At 72.5% G+C, this 17,806-nt stretch carries 17 protein-coding genes; 1 reads left to right on the forward strand and 16 read right to left on the reverse strand.

Annotated features, from left to right (window positions below):
* Positions 1-36 precede the first annotated feature (36 nt).
* The 3 genes from ASD48_RS39300 to ASD48_RS39310 form a co-directional block, all read right to left on the reverse strand.
* Positions 37-1,065: a maleylacetate reductase gene (locus tag ASD48_RS39300; protein WP_057606691.1), complete on the reverse strand. Its 1,029-nt coding sequence runs from the start codon at positions 1,063-1,065 to the stop codon at positions 37-39.
* A gap of 26 nt (positions 1,066-1,091) precedes the next feature.
* Complete coding sequence (locus ASD48_RS39305) at positions 1,092-1,964, reverse strand: dioxygenase (protein WP_199876182.1); 873 nt, start codon at positions 1,962-1,964, stop codon at positions 1,092-1,094.
* Positions 1,965-2,122: 158 nt separating this feature from the next.
* Positions 2,123-3,898 carry a tannase/feruloyl esterase family alpha/beta hydrolase gene (locus tag ASD48_RS39310; RefSeq protein ID WP_242432864.1) on the reverse strand — a complete coding sequence of 592 codons (1,776 nt, stop codon included), beginning with the start codon at positions 3,896-3,898 and terminating at the stop codon, positions 2,123-2,125.
* A 259-nt stretch (positions 3,899-4,157) separates the two neighbouring features.
* Between ASD48_RS39310 and ASD48_RS39315 the strand changes: the two genes are divergently transcribed.
* Positions 4,158-4,544 (forward strand): hypothetical protein, encoded by a 387-nt coding sequence (locus ASD48_RS39315; protein ID WP_057606693.1) that lies wholly within the window; start codon positions 4,158-4,160, stop codon positions 4,542-4,544.
* Positions 4,545-4,651: 107 nt separating this feature from the next.
* Here ASD48_RS39315 and hypE read toward each other — a convergent pair whose 3' ends face one another.
* The 13 genes from hypE to ASD48_RS39380 all read right to left on the reverse strand — a co-directional run bounded on the left by hypE (position 4,652) and on the right by ASD48_RS39380 (position 17,770).
* Complete coding sequence (gene hypE, locus ASD48_RS39320; RefSeq protein ID WP_057606694.1) at positions 4,652-5,737, reverse strand: hydrogenase expression/formation protein HypE; 1,086 nt, start codon at positions 5,735-5,737, stop codon at positions 4,652-4,654.
* Positions 5,730-6,857 (reverse strand): hydrogenase formation protein HypD, encoded by a 1,128-nt coding sequence (gene hypD / locus ASD48_RS39325; protein WP_057606695.1) that lies wholly within the window; start codon positions 6,855-6,857, stop codon positions 5,730-5,732. Before hypD ends, hypE begins: the two co-directional genes overlap by 8 nt.
* A complete protein-coding gene (locus ASD48_RS39330) occupies positions 6,854-7,159 on the reverse strand; it encodes a HypC/HybG/HupF family hydrogenase formation chaperone (protein WP_079074245.1) in 306 nt (101 codons plus the stop codon). The genes hypD and ASD48_RS39330 overlap by 4 nt, the downstream gene beginning before the upstream one ends.
* 31 nt (positions 7,160-7,190) lie before the next feature.
* Positions 7,191-9,569, reverse strand: coding sequence for a carbamoyltransferase HypF (hypF, locus tag ASD48_RS39335; RefSeq protein WP_057606696.1), 2,379 nt, complete (start codon positions 9,567-9,569; stop codon positions 7,191-7,193).
* The gene (gene hypB / locus ASD48_RS39340) at positions 9,566-10,345 is read right to left on the reverse strand and encodes a hydrogenase nickel incorporation protein HypB (protein WP_057606697.1); all 780 of its coding nucleotides are present in this window, start codon (positions 10,343-10,345) and stop codon (positions 9,566-9,568) included. The genes hypF and hypB overlap by 4 nt, the downstream gene beginning before the upstream one ends.
* A 3-nt stretch (positions 10,346-10,348) precedes the next feature.
* Positions 10,349-10,741 carry a hydrogenase maturation nickel metallochaperone HypA gene (gene hypA, locus ASD48_RS39345; RefSeq protein ID WP_057606698.1) on the reverse strand — a complete coding sequence of 131 codons (393 nt, stop codon included), beginning with the start codon at positions 10,739-10,741 and terminating at the stop codon, positions 10,349-10,351.
* A gap of 259 nt (positions 10,742-11,000) precedes the next feature.
* Positions 11,001-11,552 carry a hydrogenase maturation protease gene (locus ASD48_RS39350; protein ID WP_057606699.1) on the reverse strand — a complete coding sequence of 184 codons (552 nt, stop codon included), beginning with the start codon at positions 11,550-11,552 and terminating at the stop codon, positions 11,001-11,003.
* Positions 11,549-12,979 (reverse strand): hypothetical protein, encoded by a 1,431-nt coding sequence (locus ASD48_RS39355; RefSeq protein ID WP_057606700.1) that lies wholly within the window; start codon positions 12,977-12,979, stop codon positions 11,549-11,551. Before ASD48_RS39355 ends, ASD48_RS39350 begins: the two co-directional genes overlap by 4 nt.
* Positions 12,976-13,668, reverse strand: coding sequence for a DUF6084 family protein (locus ASD48_RS39360; RefSeq protein ID WP_057606701.1), 693 nt, complete (start codon positions 13,666-13,668; stop codon positions 12,976-12,978). Before ASD48_RS39360 ends, ASD48_RS39355 begins: the two co-directional genes overlap by 4 nt.
* Positions 13,665-14,306: a DUF5947 family protein gene (locus tag ASD48_RS39365; RefSeq protein ID WP_057606702.1), complete on the reverse strand. Its 642-nt coding sequence runs from the start codon at positions 14,304-14,306 to the stop codon at positions 13,665-13,667. Before ASD48_RS39365 ends, ASD48_RS39360 begins: the two co-directional genes overlap by 4 nt.
* Positions 14,303-14,839, reverse strand: a complete 537-nt coding sequence (locus tag ASD48_RS39370; RefSeq protein WP_057606703.1) for a hypothetical protein — start codon at positions 14,837-14,839, stop codon at positions 14,303-14,305. Before ASD48_RS39370 ends, ASD48_RS39365 begins: the two co-directional genes overlap by 4 nt.
* Positions 14,836-16,617, reverse strand: a complete 1,782-nt coding sequence (locus tag ASD48_RS39375; protein WP_057606704.1) for a nickel-dependent hydrogenase large subunit — start codon at positions 16,615-16,617, stop codon at positions 14,836-14,838. The genes ASD48_RS39370 and ASD48_RS39375 overlap by 4 nt, the downstream gene beginning before the upstream one ends.
* Before the next feature lie 79 nt (positions 16,618-16,696).
* Positions 16,697-17,770 (reverse strand): hydrogenase expression protein HypE, encoded by a 1,074-nt coding sequence (locus ASD48_RS39380; RefSeq protein WP_057606705.1) that lies wholly within the window; start codon positions 17,768-17,770, stop codon positions 16,697-16,699.
* Positions 17,771-17,806 lie beyond the last annotated feature (36 nt).

Genomic DNA, 17,806 nt, shown 5'->3' on the forward strand with positions numbered 1-17,806 from the left:
GGAACATTATCTGAAGTTAGGCTTGCCTTGCCTTACTCAGGCTGCGAGGCTTCCGTTCAGGGCATCGGCCAGGAGCGCGCGGAGGGCTTCTTCGGTCACCGGGCGGGGGTTGGCGTAGGGACGGTCCAGAGCCTGGGCGGTGATCTCGTCGATGTCGCGCTCGCCGAGCCCGAGTTCGGCGAGGGAGCGCGGGGCGCCGAGGCCGGTGGCCGTGCGCGCGAGGTGCCCGGGCACGTCGTCGGTGGCCAGGGCGCGACGCAGTACCCCGTCGGCCGCGGGCGCCGCGGGGAGGTTGAAGGCGGCGACGTACGGGAGCAGGACGGTGTGGGTGGCGGCGTGCGGCAGGTCGAAGGTGCCGCCGAGGACGTGGCAGAGCTTGTGGTGCAGGGACATGGTCGTGACGCCCAGGCAGGCCCCGCAGAGCCATGCCCCCCGGAGCGCGTCCGTGCGGGCGCCGATGGCCCCCGGGTCGGCGGCGACGTCGGGCAGGGCGGCGGCGAGCGAGCGCACCCCTTCCTCCGCCATCAGGGACACGATCGGCGAGGCGTCGGGCGCGTACAGGGCCTCCACCGCGTGGGCCATGGCGTTGAAGCCGCTGGTGACCGACACCTCGACGGGGAGGCGGAGGGTGAGTTCGGGGTCGTAGATCACGCTGCGCGGCAGGACGGTCCGGTCGCGGCCGGTGCGTTTACGGCCCTGCTCGGTGAGGCCCCACACCGGGGTCATCTCCGAGCCCGCGTAGGTGGTCGGCACGCAGATCACGGGCAGGCCGGTGTCCCGGGCGATCGCCTTGCCGAGGCCGACGGTGGAGCCTCCGCCGATGGCCAGGCAGCCGTCCGCGCCGGCGTCCCGGGCGGCCGCGCGGGCCGCGTCGGCGGTCCCGACCGGCACCTGCGTCCGTGCCTCGCCGAACAGTCCGGCGCAGGTGGGGCCCAGCAGCCCGGCGGCCCGCTCGGCGAGGGCCCGCTGACCGGGAGTGGACAGCACCAGCAGCCGCCGCAGACCCAACCGCTCGGCCTCCTGAGGCAGTTGACCGAGAGTTCCGGCGCCGAAGAGCACCCGCATGGGCAACGCCTCGTACGTGAACGCCGTCAGGACGTCCCGGCTTCCGGCGCCAGGACGATGTCGAAGGCGGCATGGGTGAAGGGCGCGGCCACCCCGAAGCGCTCGGCCGCGCGCTGGTCGTGCGACTCCGCGAAGTCGGTGATCAGGCCCTGCTTGACGGCGAAGACGGCGTCGGAGTCGAGGTAGGGGCCGTCGGCGACGAAGATGTGGGTGGTGACCGGCCGGTGGCCCTCGGCACGCGCGATGAAGTGCACGTGGGCGGGCCGGTAGGGGTGTCTGCCGGTGGCGCGCAGCAGGGTGCCCACCGGCCCGTCCGTGGGGATCGGGTAGGGGGACGGGACGACGGTGCGGAACCAGAAGCGGCCCTCGCCGTCGGTGCGGAACAGCCCGCGTCCGTTGCCCGGCGGCTGGACGTCCGGCCGCTGCACGTCGTAGAAGCCCTCCTCGTCGCACTGCCACACGTCGAGTTCGGCACCCGGCAGCGGGGTGCCGTCGGTGGCGAGCACCCGGCCGGAGACCACGCAGGGGTGGCCGGTGCCGAGGAGGTCGATGCTGTCGCCGAGGTCCCTGCGGGGCGACTCGGTCATGTGGAAGGGGCCGAGGACGGTGCTCTCCGTGCCCTCCTGGGCTCCGTCGAGCGTCTCCACGAGCGTGGAGACGCCGAGGACGTCGGAGAGCAGGACGAACTCCTGCCGGGTGTCGTCGCACTTCTGCCCTACGGCGGTGAGGAAGTCGATCGCCGCCTCCCACTCCCCCACGGTGGGCCCGACGTCCCGCACGAAGGCGTGGAGGTGGCGGGTCAGGCTCTTCAGCACCTCCCGCAGCCGGGGGTCCTCGGTGCCGCGGAAGCTGTCCACGACCGCTTCGGTGGCGGTCTCGACGGTGAAGTCCATGCTCATTCCTAGCGGTTCGGGGCTTCCTGGCCGACGGGCTGGTCCTCGGACCAGTCTCCACCGGCACGGGAGGCGCCGCCGTGGGAAACACCGACGCGAGGAGCAGCGGCGCGGGAAGCACCGGCGGGAAGGCCGGCGCCCCGAGCGGGGCGCCGGCTCCGCGGCTACGCGGCCCGCTCCCGTTCCGTCAGCCAGGTCCGGGCGGGTCGGCACACGAGCTTGCCGTCCACGGCCCTGCACCACGTCTGGTAGTCGGAGGAGTACAGGCGCTCGCCCAGCCAGTCGTAGGCGTCGCCGTCCGGGCGGGCCGACGGGGTCCGGGGCACGAAGTTGGCGGCGTCGTCGACGCTGCCGGTGCCGTCGTAGCGGGCGACCTCGGGGTACGGGTAGACGGGCCGGGTACGCGTCACGGTGCCGCCGGTGCTCTGGGACGCGACGATCCGGCCGGGCGCGGTGGCGCTCTCCGCCCAGGCCATCACCGGGGTGAGGACGTCGAAGGTGTTCGGTCCGTCACCGCCCCCGCAGTGGGCCACTCCCGGGAACATGTACAGCTTGGCGAACCGGTCGGCGGTCCTCGCCCCCATCGTGTCGCGCAGGGCGTCGTAGTAGGCCAGCGTGCCCTGCGGTGAGATGTGCTGGTCGTTCCAGCCGTGCCACAGGAGCAGCTTGCCGCCGCTCTTCTCGAAGGCGCCGAGGTCGGGGTCCAGGGCCGCCAGATAGCCGGAGGACTGGACGGTCTTCCAGAAGGACTCGACGGTGAAGTCGAGGTCCGAGAGCCGGAAGTCCGGGTCGGGGGCGTTCGGGTACGCGAGGTAGCGGGCGAAGGACGTCACGAAGTTCTCGCTCGCCACCGTCTCACCCTGCGCCTTCGGCACGAACAGGGTCCACTCGAGTTCCGAGCCCCACTCGTGGGAGATCGCGAGCTCCAGCCGGTGGCCCTGCGCGTCGGTGGCGCCGTCGTGCAGCCGCTGGACCACGGCGGCCTGCGCCGGGGTCAGGCACGTCGACGGGTCCTGACCGGACACGCACACCAGCGTCCCCGGGTCGAAGTCGCAGCGCCGCGGGTCGTCGAGCAGCCCGTCCGTCAGTCCGTCCAGCGCGTCGCAGGCCGCCAGCACGGCCCGGTGGATCAGGGGCAGCCTGTCGGCGAGGAGGATGTAGTCGCCGTCGGCGTCCCTGTTCGTCAGCACGTTCCAGGCGTGGTGGAAGGTGTTCTGGACGACCATGTTGTTCGCGGGCGCGCCGGCGGCGACGCCGTCGAAGTCGTCCGGGTAGCGCTGCGCCTCCATGAGCGCCTCACGGCCGCCGTCGGAGCAGCCGGTGAAGTACGCGTAGGCGGGACGCTTGCCGTAGAACCTCGTGATGACCGCCTTGGCCACCTGCGACGTGACGTGCACGCCCCGGTAGGCGAAGTCGATCTGCGCCTGCGGGTTGTCCAGCGCCCATGAGCCGTCGTTGCGGCCCTGGTGGCCCATGTCGGTCGTGGCACTCGCGACCGTGCCGTCCCGGACGACCGGACAGGCCGCCGCCTGGCCGTAGTTGATGGTGGCGCTACCGCACAGACCACCGCAGCCGGTCTGGACGTAGCGCTGCGTCCATCCGTCGACCGGCAGGCGCATGACAATGGTGTTCGCGGGGGCGACGGTCCCCCGCACCTCGCAGTAGGGGGCCGCGCCGGTCGTCACGACGGTCGCCGAGGAGATCGTGACGGGCGCGTCGGTGACGCCGTCCAGATCGAGGCCGGTCAGACCGGCGCAGTCCATCACGGGCCGCACCGCGGGCAGATCCGCCAGGCCGTCGGCCGTGACGGCGCGGTGCGACGCCTGCGCGCCGCTCGCGCTCGTGACCGGCACCAGGACGGCGGCGAGCATGGCCACCACCGCCACCCGGGCGGCGACAGCGGCCGGTCTCCTTCGACCTCGGGCGAAGGACCAACGCATGGGGTTCCCCTCTCGGTGCGGGCGCGCCACGGTCGACGGCCACCGAGCGGTCAGCGTGACCCACACCGAGGGGATCGTCAACAATTTCGACAACAATCAGCCACTCGCCATCGCTCGCCATCGCTGCCGCCGCCCGTGCCGAACCGGCGGGGGACGCGGAGGCACGATGTGCTCGAAATATCACAAGAGGGGATAATTCAATGAGCACGGTGGCGCTCGACCGGCGTCCTCCACTGACCAGGAACAGGCAGGTCGGACCATGTCGAAGAAACCACGTTCGTCCGAGCCGCCCCACGGCAAGGGGCCGAGCCGGCACGAGGGCACCGGGCAGCACGGCTGGTCGCCCGATGTGGACGAGACACGTCAGCAGGACAACCCGAGCGCCCACCGCTCCTTCCACGCCGCCGAGCACGCCGACGCGAAGGGACGTGGCCGGACCAGGTCCGCGGAGGAGACGAAGTCCGTTCCGGGGGACACGGTCAAGAGTCATGGTGGACGCGGCGAGGGGTACGCCGACGCGGACGAGAAGGGCCGGCGGGACACCGGCCCCAAGGGTCGCTCCCAGCGCCCCAGCGGCACCAGGAACGCGTCCGCCACCACCGGCGTGGACCCGCAGGACCCGCCGTCCGGACGGCGATCGGGCTGACGGCCCGCTCGGGGCGTGGACGGCCGGCTCCTCCACGCCCCCGGCGATCGCGTCACGGATCCCGGCGGCGCGCGCGACTGCGCGGGATCCGTGTCAGCAGATCCGCGTCAGCAGATCCGCGGCAGCTGCTCCCCGATCGGCAGATCGACCACCCGCGTTCCGCCCAGCCCGGTCCTGGCCACGACCATCCCGGGATGCTCCTCCACGGCCTCACCGATGACCACGGAGTCCGTGCCCAGCGGATGGGCCCGCATCGCCCCGAGAACGGCCTCGGCGTGTTCGCGCGGCACGAAGGCCACCAGCTTGCCCTCGTTGGCGATGTACATGGGGTCCAGGCCCAGGATGGCGCACGCGTTGGCCACGGCCGGCGGGACCGGGACGTCGCGTTCCCGGATGACCACCCCCGCGCCGGAGGCCGCCGCGATCTCGTTCAGCGCGGCCGCCAGACCGCCTCGGGTGGGATCGCGCAGCACGTGCAGATCCGGGGTGACGGCGAGCATGGCGTCGACCAGGCCGCCGAGCGCCGCACAGTCGCTCTTGATCTCGACCCCGAACTCCAGGCCCTCGCGCACGCTCATGACCGCCACCCCGTGGACGCCGATGGCGCCACTGACGATCACCACGTCGCCGGGGACGACCCGTTGCGGCCGCAGGTCCACACCCGCGGGGAGGACACCGATCCCCGCGGTGTTGAGGTAGATCCCGTCGCCGTGTCCGGCCTCCACCACCTTGGTGTCCCCGGTGGCCACCTCCACCCCGGCGGCACGCGCGGCCGCGCCCAGCGCCTCGGACACCCGCCGGACCACGTCCAGCTCGACGCCCTCCTCCAGGATGAATCCGCAGGAGAGGTAGGCGGCGCGGGCGCCGCTCATGGCGAGGTCGTTGACGGTGCCGTTGACCGCCAGGTCGCCGATGCTGCCGCCGGGGAAGAACAGCGGCCGCACCACGTAGGAGTCGGTGGAGAACGCCAGCCTGGCCCCGCCCACGGTCAGGACGGCGGAGTCGCCCAGCTGAGCGAGCACGTCACCGCCGAAGGCGGGCGCGAAGATCTGCTGGACCAGTTCGGCGGAGAGCACTCCCCCGCCGCCGTGGCCCATGACGACCCGGGGCCTCTCCCGCAGCGGCGCCGGACAGGTCCAGCCCTCGACGTCGAGGGCGGGGCCGGCGGCGGGCAGCTCGGTGATGTCAGACAACGGGGCTCGCCTCCCGGGTCTTGGCGGCCGGCATGTCCAGCCGCCGGTACAGGTAGTACGCGGCGCAGGCGCCCTCGCTGGAGACCATGGTGGCGCCCAGGGGGGTGCGGGGGGTGCACAGGGTGCCGAAGGCCTCGCACTCGTGCGGCTTGAGCAGCCCCTGCAGGACCTCGCCGCTGCGGCACTCGGCCGGCTCCTGTGTCCGGATCCCCTCGACCGCGAAGCGGTGCTCGGCGTCGTGGTCGCGGTACTTCGCCGACAACCGCCAGCCGCTGCCGGGGATCACGCCGATTCCGCGCCAGGCCCGGTCGGTGACCTCGAAGACGTCCTCCAGCATGGCCCGGGCGGCCGGGTTGCCCTCCGGGCGGACGGCACGGGCGTAGGCGTTGTCGACGGTGTGCTCGCCGCGTTCCAGCTGGCGGACGGCCCGGCGCACGCCCTCGAGGATGTCCAGCGGCTCGAAGCCCGTCACGACGATCGGGACGCGGAAGCGCTCCGCCAGTTCCGGATACTCCTCCACGCCCATCACGCTGCAGACATGCCCGGCCGCGAGGAAGCCCTGCACCCGGCAGCTCGGCGACGACATGATCGCCTCGATGGCCGGTGGCACCCGGACATGGGACACCAGCATGCTGAAGTTCCGGATGCCCAGCTTCCGGGCCTGGTGGACCGTCATGGCGTTGGGAGGAGCCGTCGTCTCGAAGCCGATGCCGAAGAACACCACCTCGCGGTCGGGGTTCTGCCGGGCGATCCGCAGCGCGTCGAGCGGCGAGTAGACGACCCGCACGTCGCCGCCCTCCCCGCGGACCTGGAACAGGTCCCGTCCGGTGCCCGGCACCCGCAGCATGTCCCCGAAGGAGCAGAAGATCACCTCCGGCCGGGAGGCGATCTCCAGCGCCTTGTCGATGACCTCCAGCGGGGTCACGCACACCGGACAGCCCGGACCGTGGATCAACTCCAGCTGCTCCGGCAGTAGTTGGTCGATGCCGTGCCGGATGATGCTGTGCGTCTGGCCGCCGCAGACCTCCATCAGCGCCCACGGCCTCGTCACCGTGGCGTGGATGTCGTCGAGCAGCCGACGGGCCAGCTCCGGATCCTGGAACTCGTCGATGTACTTCACCGGTTGTGCACCCCTTCCACCGGGTCCGTGCCCGCCTCCGCGGCGGCCATCTCCCAGGCGTCGCCGAACTCCTCCTGCAGCATGCCGAGTTCGGCGAAGAGTTCGAGCGTCTGGCGCGCCGACTCCTCGTCCAGCCGCTGAAGGGCGAAGCCGACGTGGACGATGGCGTACTCGCCGACCTGGAGGTCGGGCAGATACTCCAGGCACACCTCCTTGACCACACCGCCGAAGTCGACGGTGGCCATCCGGGTGCCGTCCCGGTCCTCGATGTCCAGCACTCTGCCGGGTACCGCCAGGCACATGAGCCTCTCCTCGCTGTGGATCACGCGTTGGTCAGTCGGTGGGAGTCGTCCGGGCGGCCACCATCAGCTGGCCCAGTGCCAGACCGCCGTCGCCCGGCGGCACCAGCCGGTGCCGCAGGACCGTGAAGCCGTCCTCGCGCAGGACTGCGGCGCAGGCCGAGGACAGCAGCGTGTTGGCGAACACGCCTCCCGTCAGGGCGACCGTGTCCAGGCCGTGCCGCTCTCGGGCCCGCACGCAGATCCGGTGCACCAGGCCGGTCACCGCCCGGTGGAAACGGGCCGCGACCAGCGCGGGTTCGACGCCCGCCCGCAGGTCGGCGACGATCGCGGCGAGGACGGGCGCCGGGTCGGCCCGTACCGCGTCGCCCTCGCGCGCGTGCCCGGGCGCGCACAGGTCGAAGGCGTAGGCGGCCCGGTCGTCGGGGGGCGCGCCGAGCGCCGCCCCCTCCAGTTCCACGGCGGCCTGTGCCTCGTATCCGGTGCGGTGACACACCCCGGCCAGGGAGGACACGGCGTCGAAGAGCCGCCCCATGCTGGAGGTGGGGACACAGTGCAGGCCGCGCTCCAACTGTGTCTCCAGCAGGCGTAGTTCGTCGGGAGGGCAGACGGCCGTGCAGGCGAGGTCGTCCGACCGGTCGATGCCGGCCGCCCTCAGATGGGCCAGCGCCATGCGGTACGGCCTGCGCACCGTGGCGTCGCCACCGGGCAGCGGCACGTACGCGAGGTGCCCGAACCGGCTGAAGCCGTCGTAGTCCGCGAGCAGGAACTCGCCGCCCCAGACGGCACCGTCGTCGCCGTGGCCCGTGCCGTCGAAGGCGACGCCGATCACCGGCCGGGTGCCGTCCAGCCCGTGCTCGGCCATCGCGGCGGCCACGTGCGCGTGATGGTGCTGGACGCGTACGACGGGCCGTGCCGCCGCGTGGCGGTCGGCCCACCGGGCGGAGCGGTAGCCGGGATGCCGGTCGGCCACCAGGATGGCGGGCCGTACGCCGGTGATGGACTCCAGTTGCGCCACCGCGCCCTTGAAGGCGCGCTGGGTGGCGAGGTCGTCCATGTCGCCGATGTGCGCGGACAGCCAGGCGCGCCGGCCCGCCCCCAGGCAGAAGGCGTTCTTCAGGTCGCCGCCGACGGCGAGGGCGGGGCGGACGGGCAGCGGGAGGGCGACCGGCAGCGGGGCGTAGCCGCGGGAGCGGCGGATCACCAGCGGCTCCCCGTCGCAGACGCGGACCACCGAGTCGTCGCAGGGGACGTGGATCGGCCGGTCGTGGGTGAGCCATGCGTCGGCCAGCGGGGCGAGCCGCTCCAGCGCCTCGGTGTCGTCGGTGACGATCGGTTCGCCGGACACGTTGCCGCTGGTCATGACGAGCAGTCGGGGACCCTCCGGGTCGCCGGGCAGGCCGAGCAGGAGATGGTGCAGGGGGGTGTACGGCAGCATCACGCCGAGGTCGGGGCTGCCGGGCGCGACGGACCCGGCGGGCCGCGGGGCACCGTCCGCGTACACCGGGTCCGGGCGCCGGCGCAGCAGCACGACGGGCCGGGCACCGCCCTCCAGCAGCTCCCGCTCCTCGGGGGCCGCCCGGACGAGGTGCTCGACGTCCGCCGTGCGCCGGGCCATGACGGCGAACGGCTTGTCCCCCCGCGCCTTGCGACGGCGCAGCCGGGCGACGGCCTCCTCGTTCGTGGCGTCACAGGCCAGGTGATAGCCGCCGAGTCCCTTGACGGCGAGGATCGCGCCGCCCGACAGCAGGGCGCGCGCCTCGGTGACCGGGTCCGTCCCCGGGAGGTCGTCGGACGACGGGTCGAACAGCCGCAGCCGCGGTCCGCAGGCCGGGCAGGCGACCGGCTGCGCGTGGAAGCGGCGGTCGGCCGGATCGGCGTACTCCCGGGCGCAGTCGGGGCACATGGCGAAGCCCGACATGGTGGTGTGGGCCCGGTCGTACGGCACGCCGGTGACGATCGTGAAACGCGGGCCGCAGTGCGTGCAGTTGACGAAGGGGTGGCGGTAGCGCCGGTCCGCCGGGTCGGCCAGCTCGGCGAGGCAGTCGGCGCAGGTGGCGCAGTCCGGGGAGACCAGGGTGCGGGCCGGTCCGCCCGTCCGGGAGGTGAGGATGGTGAACGCGGTGCCGCCCACGGGCGCCATCTCGCGGTGGCGGACGGACTCGACGCGGGCCAGCGGGGGCGCCTGGACGGCGATCCGGTCGCAGAACCGGGCCACGGCCGAGGCGGCGCCCTCGACCTCCACGACGACGCCCTCCGGCGTGTTGGTCACGTGTCCGGCCAGGGCGAGTTCGGTGGCGAGGCCGTACAGGTAGGGCCGGAAACCCACGCCCTGCACCACTCCCCGCACGGTGACCCGGCGGCGCAGCGGCGGTTCGTCCGCGGTGACGCCCGGCGGAGGCGGAGCGCTCATGCGGGGGTGGGGGCGAGGTCGCCGTCGGCCTCGTCGGCGTGGGTGTGCGGGTGGGGATGGGGGTGCGCGTGGCCGTGACCGGGGTGGGGTCGGCCGGCCATCACCGGTGTGTGCGGGGGCGCGCCCTCCGCGGCGGCCAGCGCCCGGTCGAGCAGCGCGCCCACGCCCTTCCCGCGGCGCGCCGAGGTCAGGACCACCTCGACGCCCGGGTTGACCTGCTGCACGTTCGCGCGGAAGGCGATCTCGTCGAACTCCACGGCCTCCGCGAGGTCGATCTTGGTGACGACGACCAGGTGGGCGAGGCCGAACGCGGTGGGGTACTTGAGCGGCTTGTCCTCGCCCTCCGTCACCGAGGCGAGGACGACCCGCAGGGTCTCCCCCAGGTCGTAGCCGGCGGGGCAGACCAGATTGCCGACGTTCTCCACGAACAGCAGCCGGGTGCCGTCGGGTAGCCACCCGTCCAGGTGCCCGGCGAGCATCCCCGCCTCCAGATGGCACAGTCCGTCGGTGAGGACCTGCTTGACCGGGGCCCCCGACCGTGCCAGCCGGATCGCGTCGTTCTCGGTGGCGAGATCGGCGGTCAGCGCCGCGACCGGCACGGCCCGCTCGCGTGCCCGCAGCAGTTCGCTCTCCAGCAGGGCGGTCTTGCCGCTGCCCGGACTGGACAGCAGGTTGACGACCGTGGTGCCGTGCGCCGCGAGGCGGGTGCGCAGCGTGTGGGCGCTCGCGTCGTTCTTCGCGAGCACGGCCTGGCGCAGGTCGACGACACGGCACATGGTTCAGCACTCCTCGGAGATCGGTTCACGGGTGGGCGTGGGGTCGCCGGTCTCCCACTGCACGGCGGCGATCCGCAGTTCCCGGCCCGCGAGCAGATCGGTGGTCGTCCCGTCGCAGACGGGGCAGGTCAGGCGGGGCGGCATGCCGACGGCCCACTCGTGGGCGCACGGTGTGCAGCGGGCCAGCCCCGGCACGGCCTCGGTGACCAGTTCGGCGCCTTCCAGAAGGGTTCCGGCGCAGACCAGTTCGAAGCAGAAGGCGAGCGAGTCGGGTACGACGCCGGCCAGTTCGCCGACCTGGAGCCGTACCGATCGCACCGCCGTGACATCGCCGGCCCGCTCGGCGGCCTCGGCCACCTGGTCGACGACGGCCAGCGCGACGGACATCTCGTGCATGGGTCTCCGTCCTTGTCGCGGCCTGCCTGCGGTCGGCCTTCATTAGAGGCGCGCGCACCGGGCCGCGCGGCCCGGCACGCCGTCACCGGCCGCCGGGTACGCCGTTCGACGCAACCGCGCGGCGCACCGGCGGCGGCCGTGGTTCACATACGTCGGATGCGCAGGTAGCGCCGCACGTCGGGAAAGACCTCGGCGCCGATGGCGACCAGGGCCGCGAAGGCCGCTCCGCCGATGATCATCTTCTTCATCCCGTCTCTCCTCATGTCGAGATCCCGTCGGCCGTGGCCCGCGGCGCGGACTCTCCCGGCTTCCCGTTCCCCAGCAGCTCTTCGATCAGCCGGACGGCCTCCGGTACGGCGTCGGACACCGGCGGGCTGAGGCCGATCCCCTCGTCCACCGTGGCCGGTTCGCAACCGACGACCAGGACGCGCCGCGGCGGCTCGCCGCCGGTCCCGGCGCACAGGGTGCCCAGCAGCGCCAGGACGGTGTCGGGGGTCATCCGGTGGCCGTCCAGGGCGGGCGTGCCGGGCGGCGGGTCCGCGCCACCGGCGTCGTGTTCGATCACGTACAGCGTGCCGGGGGCTTCGCCGCGCGCGGTGGCGTCCACCAGGACGAGGGTGTCGTAGCCGTCCAGGAGCTGGTAGGCGAGATGCACCCCGCGCACTCCGATGTCCACGACCTCGACGTGTCCGGGCAGCTCGCGCTCGGCGAGCCGGCGGGCGGTCTCCACGCCGAAACCGTCGTCCGTGAGGAAGATGTTGCCGATGCCCGCCACGAGCGTCCGCGGAGCTGCCGGCGCGGGAAGGTTCATGCGTCGTCCTCCGCCACGGTGACCTCGTCGGGCTGGAAGTACAGGAACCGGCCCTGCTCGCGGCGGATGTCGGCGCCCGGGTCACCGTCGACCGTGACCGCCAGGTGCACGCCGCCGTCGACGTCGTGCAGCACCGCCTCGACCGTCGCGGTGCGCCCGCGCAGGAAGATGTCCTGCGCGTCGGTGCGCCGCAGGCCGGGGCGCAGCTCGACGCGGCTGCCCTTGGCCACCGGGCGGCCGTCCACGAGCACCTGGTCCTGCGTCGGGTCGAAGCCCGCCTCGCTCGCGGGGTCCCACCAGGGGGTGTCCGGGCGCTGCACCCCGTACTCGTCGGGAAAGCCGCCGTCCGCGGCGACGGGGGGCGGGCCGGTCGCCTCGCGCAGACTGCGCACCGCCCCGTGCAGCCGCTCCCGGACCTCGGCCGGCATCGAGTCCGCCAGCTCGATCACGGCGGCCGCCCGCTCGTCGGTGCCGCGGGCCTCGCGTTTCTCCTCGTCGGTGAGAGCCGCGGTGCGCAGCGCGAGGATCTCGTCGATCTCGGTGGCGTCGTAGAGCGCGCCGGGGCTCTCCGGCGCGATGGCCGGATGGTCCTCCAGGATGATCGGGGAGGACAGCACGAGGTCGGCCGTGCCCGCCTCGCCGGCGAGCACGGGCCAGGTGTGCAGGTTGCGGCAGGCGGCGACCGCGCCCTTCGCCCACTCGGGGGGATCGGTCATCGACAGGAACGAGCCGGCGCTGAGGGCCATGAGGAGGTGGGTGGCCACCAGGGAGTGCGGCAGTGCCGCGTCCCGGCCGGCGTCGCGGGCCTCGGACGGTGTCCAGTCACTGGTGTTCTCGACGACGGCGGTCAGCCGCAGGGCCCGGTAGGGGCCGTCGAGCTCGCGGGCGGACAGCCGGATCGTCCCGCTGATCTCCTCGCACCGCCGCAGGAGCCGGCCGACGGTGCGGCCGTCCGCGTCGAGGACGGGCTCGACGTCCTCGCGGGCGGGGCGCCGGAAGGGATGGGTGACGCCGTCGCCGAGGAGTTCGTCCACCGGGGCGACCACCTCGACCCGCTCCTCGCCGCCCTCGTCCCAGGGCACCAGCACCCGGTCGTCGAGGCGGAGTTCGGCGACCGTCTCGAAGCCGCCGTCCGGACGTGCCCGCTGCACGGTGCGCCGTCGGGCGTGCAGGAAGCGCACCTCGACGGAGAGGGTCGCGCCCGCCTTCGGTTCCATCAGGCATTCGGTGTGCTGGAAGTCGTGCTCCTCGCACTCGGCGCCCCAGCCGGGCGGCACCAGCACCCCGAACTGCCAGCGCAGCCGGTTCTTGGCCGCCGAGGCACGGTACGGGTAGAGCACATAGCCCTCGAAGAGGACGGCGTCGGCCACCTGCCGGGCGAGGGCGAACCGCTCCTCCGTCTCGGAGGCGAACGCGGTCACGGTCACGGATCCGTCCTTCCGGTGGTGCCGGTGAGCGCGCGCAGCGGGTCGCGCCGGGGCGGGTCCGCGTCGCCGCTGTCGTCGAGCAGGGCCTTGAGGGTGGCGTCCCAGGAGGGCAGCGCGTGCCGGGACCGGTAGGCGAGGAGGGCGGCCATGGTGTCGCGCGGCAGCCGGAGCCAGCCGCATCCGGGGAAGTGCTGCTCGACCATCTCCCGCCAGGTCGCGACCGGCATCCGGAAGGCCGCCTCCCGGTCCCACGGCACCGGCTCGACCCGGAAACCGCCTTCGCCGGTGAACGCCGTTCCGGAGAACAGCATCAGCAGCGGGACCTCGCCGGTGGTGAGGGCGTCCAGGTAGCGGGTCGCCGCGATGTCCATGTCGTAGGTGCACGGGACGACGAGGTCGGTCTCGGTCTCTCCGGTGAAGCCGGGGACCATGTGCGAGATCTGCGCGAACTGCACCGGCTGGAGGGTGCTGCCCCAGCGGGAGCGCTCGCCGAAGAGATCGGCCAGCCCGTCGGCCTCGGCGGACTCGTAGCCGCGGCGGGCGGGTTCGATGCGGATCTGGCAGCGCAGCGCGAGGGCGTGCACCCGCGCCGCGTCGGCGGCGGTGACGCGCAGCCGGAAGACGAGGGTGGGTCCGGCGGCGTAGCGGTCGGCGCGGACGCCGGTGCAGGCGAAGGAGAACTCCGTCATGGCCGCGGCTCCTCGTCCACCGGCCGGGCGCGTCGCGCGACGTCCGCGAAGAACGCGTCCAGTGCCGCCCGGGCCTCGGCCCCGCCGTCGAAGCCCTGCCACAACAGGCGCATACGGCCTACCAGTTCGTAGCAGATGTCGATCGGTACGAGGTGGCACTCGAAGCGGCCTTCGGTGCGGCGCAGCAGCAGTGCCTCCACGTCGGGTTCGAGCAGTGCGGCGAGGCGGCTGCCGCCCAGGACCGCCGTCCAGGTGGCCGGTTCGAGTTCGCTCTCGGTGGCTCCGGCCGGGCTCGGGTAGAGGGCGACCAGCCGGTCGAGCGCCGCGTTGCGGAAGAGGAAGGCGACGCCGACCGGGATCTGCAACGCCTCCCACGCGCTCTCGTCGAGACGATGTCCGGGGTCGGTGAGGTAGCGGGCCGGGACCGTGCGGAAGCGGCCCGCGGCGGCGCCCTGCTGCTGCATCAGCAGGGCGCAGGCGGCACAGGCGCAGACGAGGGCGCGTTTCTCGGTGTCGACCAGATGGCGGTGGTCCGCCTCGACCGGCACGGCGCACAGTTCGCACCGTTCGGGCCGCGGAGGTCGCTCGGTGAGGAACCTGCGCAGGCCGGGTGTGCGCGTCGCCGGGGACGCCGTCATCGGGCGCCCGTCGGTGCCGTGCCGATCTGGAGGAGCGTGGGCCCCGGCGGCGCGGTCTGTACGTCGACCGAGCCGACCTCCGGCGCGAAGCAGGCGAGGGCGGCGCGCGCGGCCTCCCGGGCGCTGTCGCCGGACCCACACCCGCAGCCGCCGGCCTCCCGGGCCCGCAGCGTCAGGGCGCCGCTCTCCTCGTCGAAGTCCACGAAGTCCAGGGCGTGTTCCCGGACGCTGTCGAGGGCCCGGGCGATGCGGGTGTCGCGGTCCTCGGGGTGCAGGTCGTGCAGGACGAGAAGGCTCGCGACGAGTTCGTCGCCGAGCAGACCCACCAGCGGGTCGCCGCCCGGGGCGGCGGACAGCAGCTGCAGGACGCGGGCCAGACCGGAGCCGTAGAAGTCCATGAGGGAGCGGACGAGTTCCTCGGCCGCCTCGGCGGCGGCCGGGTCGCCGCTCGCGGCCAGCCGGTCCAGCACTTCCTCGACCCGGCGGCCGGTCTGTTCCGCGTCGACGGGCCGCGCCGCCGTGGGCGCGCTCATCCGCCCAGTCCGCTCAGGCCGGTGGGCACGTGCATGGACTTCACCGTCTTGCCGCCACCGACGTACATGTGGACACCGCAGGGCAGACAGGGGTCGAAGCTGCGGACGGCGCGCATGATGTCGATGCCCTTGAAGTTCTCCGGGGTGTTCTCCTCGAAGATGGGGGTGTTCTGCACGGCGTCCTCGTACGGGCCGGGGGTGCCGAAGGTGTCCCTGGTGCTGGCGTTCCACGGGGTGGGCGGGTACGGGTGGTAGTTGGCGATCTTGCCGTCGCGGATCACCATGTGGTGGGAGAGGACGCCGCGGACCGCCTCGGTGAAGCCGACGCCGAGACCCTCGTCCGGGACCTCGAACTTCTCCCAGGTCTGGGTGCGTCCGGCACGGACCTCCTCAAGGCCCTTCTCCGCGCAGTGCAGGGCGACGGCGGCGGCGTACGCCTGGAAGTAGGTGCGCGCGCGGTTGCGCTCCAGCGCGTTGGACCACTTCGGGATCTTCCACTCGAAGCTGGTCTCCGGCTTGGTCATGGTGCGCGGCAGGTTGATGACCACGCTGTGCCCGGTGGCCTTGACGTACCCGATGTCGACGAGCCCGGAGAGCGCCGTGGACCACAGGCGGGCGATGGGGCCGCCGCCGGTGTCCAGGGCGAGGTGGTCCTTGCCGTCGAACCAGCGCGGGGACATGACCCAGCTGTACTTGTCGTCGAAGTCCCGCTTCTGCGGGGCGGGGATGGTGTGCTGGTTCCACGGGTGGCGCGGGTCCACCGGGTTGCCGAGCGGGTCGTGGGTGACGAACTGCTCCTGGCCCTGCCAGTCCTCGTAGTAGGAGCTGCCCAGCAGGATGCGGATGCCGAGGTTGATGTCGGTGAGGTCGTTGGTGACGAGCTTGCCGTCCACGACGACACCGGGCGTGACGAACATCCGCCGGCCCCAGTCGGACATGTTGGCGTAGGTGAAGTCGCAGTACTCGGGGTCGTTGAGCGCGCCCCAGCAGCCGAGCAGCACCCGGCGGCGGCCCACTTCCTCGTAGCCCGGCAGCGCCTCGTAGAAGAAGTCGAAGAGGTCGTCGTGCAGCGGCACGACCCGCTTCATGAACTCGACGTAGCGCATCAGGCGGCTGAGGTAGTCCGTGAAGAGCTGCACGGAGGCGATGGTGCCGACACCGCCCGGGTAGAGCGTGGAGGGGTGCACATGGCGGCCCTCCATCAGGCAGAACATCTCGCGCGTGTACCGGCTGACCTGGAGGGCTTCGCGGTAGAACTCCCCTTCGAGGGGGTTCAGCGAGCGCATGATGTCGGCGATGGTGCGGTAGCCGTGCTCGGCCGCGTGCGGGGCCTCGGTGCGTTCGGCGAGTTCGAGGACGCCCGGGTTGGTCTCCTTGACCATCTTCTCGCAGTAGTCGACCCCCACCAGGTTCTCCTGGAAGATGTTGTGGTCGAACATGTACTCCGCGGACTCGCCGAGGTTGATGATCCACTCACCGAGGTGCGGGGGCTTCACGCCGTACGCCATGTTCTGCGCGTACACCGAGCAGGTGGCGTGGTTGTCGCCGCAGATCCCGCAGATGCGGCTGGTGATGAAGTGCGCGTCGCGGGGGTCCTTGCCGCGCATGAAGACGCTGTAGCCGCGGAAGACCGACGAGGTGCTGTAGCACTCCGCGACCCGCTTCTGCTTGAAGTCGATCTTCGTGTGGATGCCGAGGGAGCCCACGATCCGGGTGATCGGGTCCCAGGCCATCTCCACCAGGCCGCTGCCGTCTCCGGCCGCCTTCGTCCTTGCCATCGTCTTTGCCGTGCCCTTCGTTGCGCGGGGTTCGGGTGGGGGGTGCGCGAAGCAGAAGCGGGTCACTCGTGGTGGGGCGTCACCAGGGAGGCCGGTAGCCGGTGGTGATCTTCTCTCCGGTGCGGCGCCACTTGGGCTCCTGGTCCACCGTCCTCGCCGTGATCGAGCGCAGCTTGCGGACGACGGCTCCGTAGGCGCCGCTGGCCGTGCTGGAGAGCTTGGCTCCGGGCGGCTCGTCCATGAACGGCATGAACTTGTCGGGGAACCCGGGCATGGTGCAGGCGATGCAGATGCCGCCGACGTTCGGACAGCCGCCGATGCCGTTCATCCACCCGCGCTTGGGCACGTTGCACTTGACCACCGGACCCCAGCAGCCCAGCTTGACCAGGCACTTCGGCGAGTCGTACGACAGGGCGAACTCACCCTGCTCGTAGTAGCCCGCCCGGTCGCAGCCCTCGTGGACGGTGGCCCCGAACAGCCAGGTGGGGCGCAGCTTGTCGTCCAGCGGGATCATCGGGGCGGCGCCGGTCGCCTGGTAGAGCAGGTACGTGAGCGTCTCGGAGAAGTTGTCGGGCTGGATCGGACAGCCGGGGACGCACACGATGGGGATGCCGGCCTGGGACTTCCAGTCCCAGCCGAGATAGTCCGGCAGGCCCATGGCGCCGGTCGGGTTGCCCGCCATGGCGTGGATACCGCCGTAGGTGGCGCAGGTGCCGATGGCGACGACCGCCAGCGCCTTGGGGGCGAGCCGGTCGATCCACTCGCTGGTGGTGATCGGCTGGCCGGTCTCGGGGTTGTCGCCGAAGCCGCACCAGTAGCCCTCGGGCTTGATCGCCTCGTTGGGGATGGAGCCCTCGACGACCAGCACGAACGGGTCGATCTCGCCCCGCTCGCCCTTGAAGAACCACTCGATGAACGTGTCCGCGCCGCCGACCGGACCGCACTCGAAGTCGATCAGCGGCCAGTGGACGGCGATCTTCGGCAGCCCCGGCAGCGCGCCGAGCACGATCTCCTCGATGCTGGGCTGCATCGCCGCCGTCAGGGCGACCGAGTCGCCGTCGCAGCTCAGCCCCGCGTTGATCCAGAGAATGTGGATCGTGGGTGTCTCGTCGGCGGGTGCAGCGCCGACCGTCTTCGTCGTCGCCTCAGTCATGGGACCGCCTCCTGGGGAGGTGAGGAATGAAAGCCC

The organism is Streptomyces sp. Root1310, from assembly GCF_001426425.1.
Classification (GTDB): domain Bacteria; phylum Actinomycetota; class Actinomycetes; order Streptomycetales; family Streptomycetaceae; genus Streptomyces.

What these genes read in the sequence shown, in the direction of transcription:
- ASD48_RS39300 (WP_057606691.1), bottom strand. Translation starts at nt 1,065, where the DNA reads ATGCGGGTGCTCTTCGGCGCCGGAACTCTCGGTCAACTGCCTCAGGAG.
- ASD48_RS39305 (WP_199876182.1), bottom strand. Translation starts at nt 1,964, where the DNA reads ATGAGCATGGACTTCACCGTCGAGACCGCCACCGAAGCGGTCGTGGAC.
- ASD48_RS39310 (WP_242432864.1), bottom strand. Translation starts at nt 3,898, where the DNA reads ATGCGTTGGTCCTTCGCCCGAGGTCGAAGGAGACCGGCCGCTGTCGCC.
- ASD48_RS39315 (WP_057606693.1), top strand. Translation starts at nt 4,158, where the DNA reads ATGTCGAAGAAACCACGTTCGTCCGAGCCGCCCCACGGCAAGGGGCCG.
- ASD48_RS39330 (WP_079074245.1), bottom strand. Translation starts at nt 7,159, where the DNA reads ATGTGCCTGGCGGTACCCGGCAGAGTGCTGGACATCGAGGACCGGGAC.
- hypF (WP_057606696.1), bottom strand. Translation starts at nt 9,569, where the DNA reads ATGAGCGCTCCGCCTCCGCCGGGCGTCACCGCGGACGAACCGCCGCTG.
- hypB (WP_057606697.1), bottom strand. Translation starts at nt 10,345, where the DNA reads ATGTGCCGTGTCGTCGACCTGCGCCAGGCCGTGCTCGCGAAGAACGAC.
- hypA (WP_057606698.1), bottom strand. Translation starts at nt 10,741, where the DNA reads ATGCACGAGATGTCCGTCGCGCTGGCCGTCGTCGACCAGGTGGCCGAG.
- ASD48_RS39350 (WP_057606699.1), bottom strand. Translation starts at nt 11,552, where the DNA reads ATGAACCTTCCCGCGCCGGCAGCTCCGCGGACGCTCGTGGCGGGCATC.
- ASD48_RS39360 (WP_057606701.1), bottom strand. Translation starts at nt 13,668, where the DNA reads ATGACGGAGTTCTCCTTCGCCTGCACCGGCGTCCGCGCCGACCGCTAC.
- ASD48_RS39365 (WP_057606702.1), bottom strand. Translation starts at nt 14,306, where the DNA reads ATGACGGCGTCCCCGGCGACGCGCACACCCGGCCTGCGCAGGTTCCTC.
- ASD48_RS39370 (WP_057606703.1), bottom strand. Translation starts at nt 14,839, where the DNA reads ATGAGCGCGCCCACGGCGGCGCGGCCCGTCGACGCGGAACAGACCGGC.
- ASD48_RS39375 (WP_057606704.1), bottom strand. Translation starts at nt 16,617, where the DNA reads ATGGCAAGGACGAAGGCGGCCGGAGACGGCAGCGGCCTGGTGGAGATG.
- ASD48_RS39380 (WP_057606705.1), bottom strand. Translation starts at nt 17,770, where the DNA reads ATGACTGAGGCGACGACGAAGACGGTCGGCGCTGCACCCGCCGACGAG.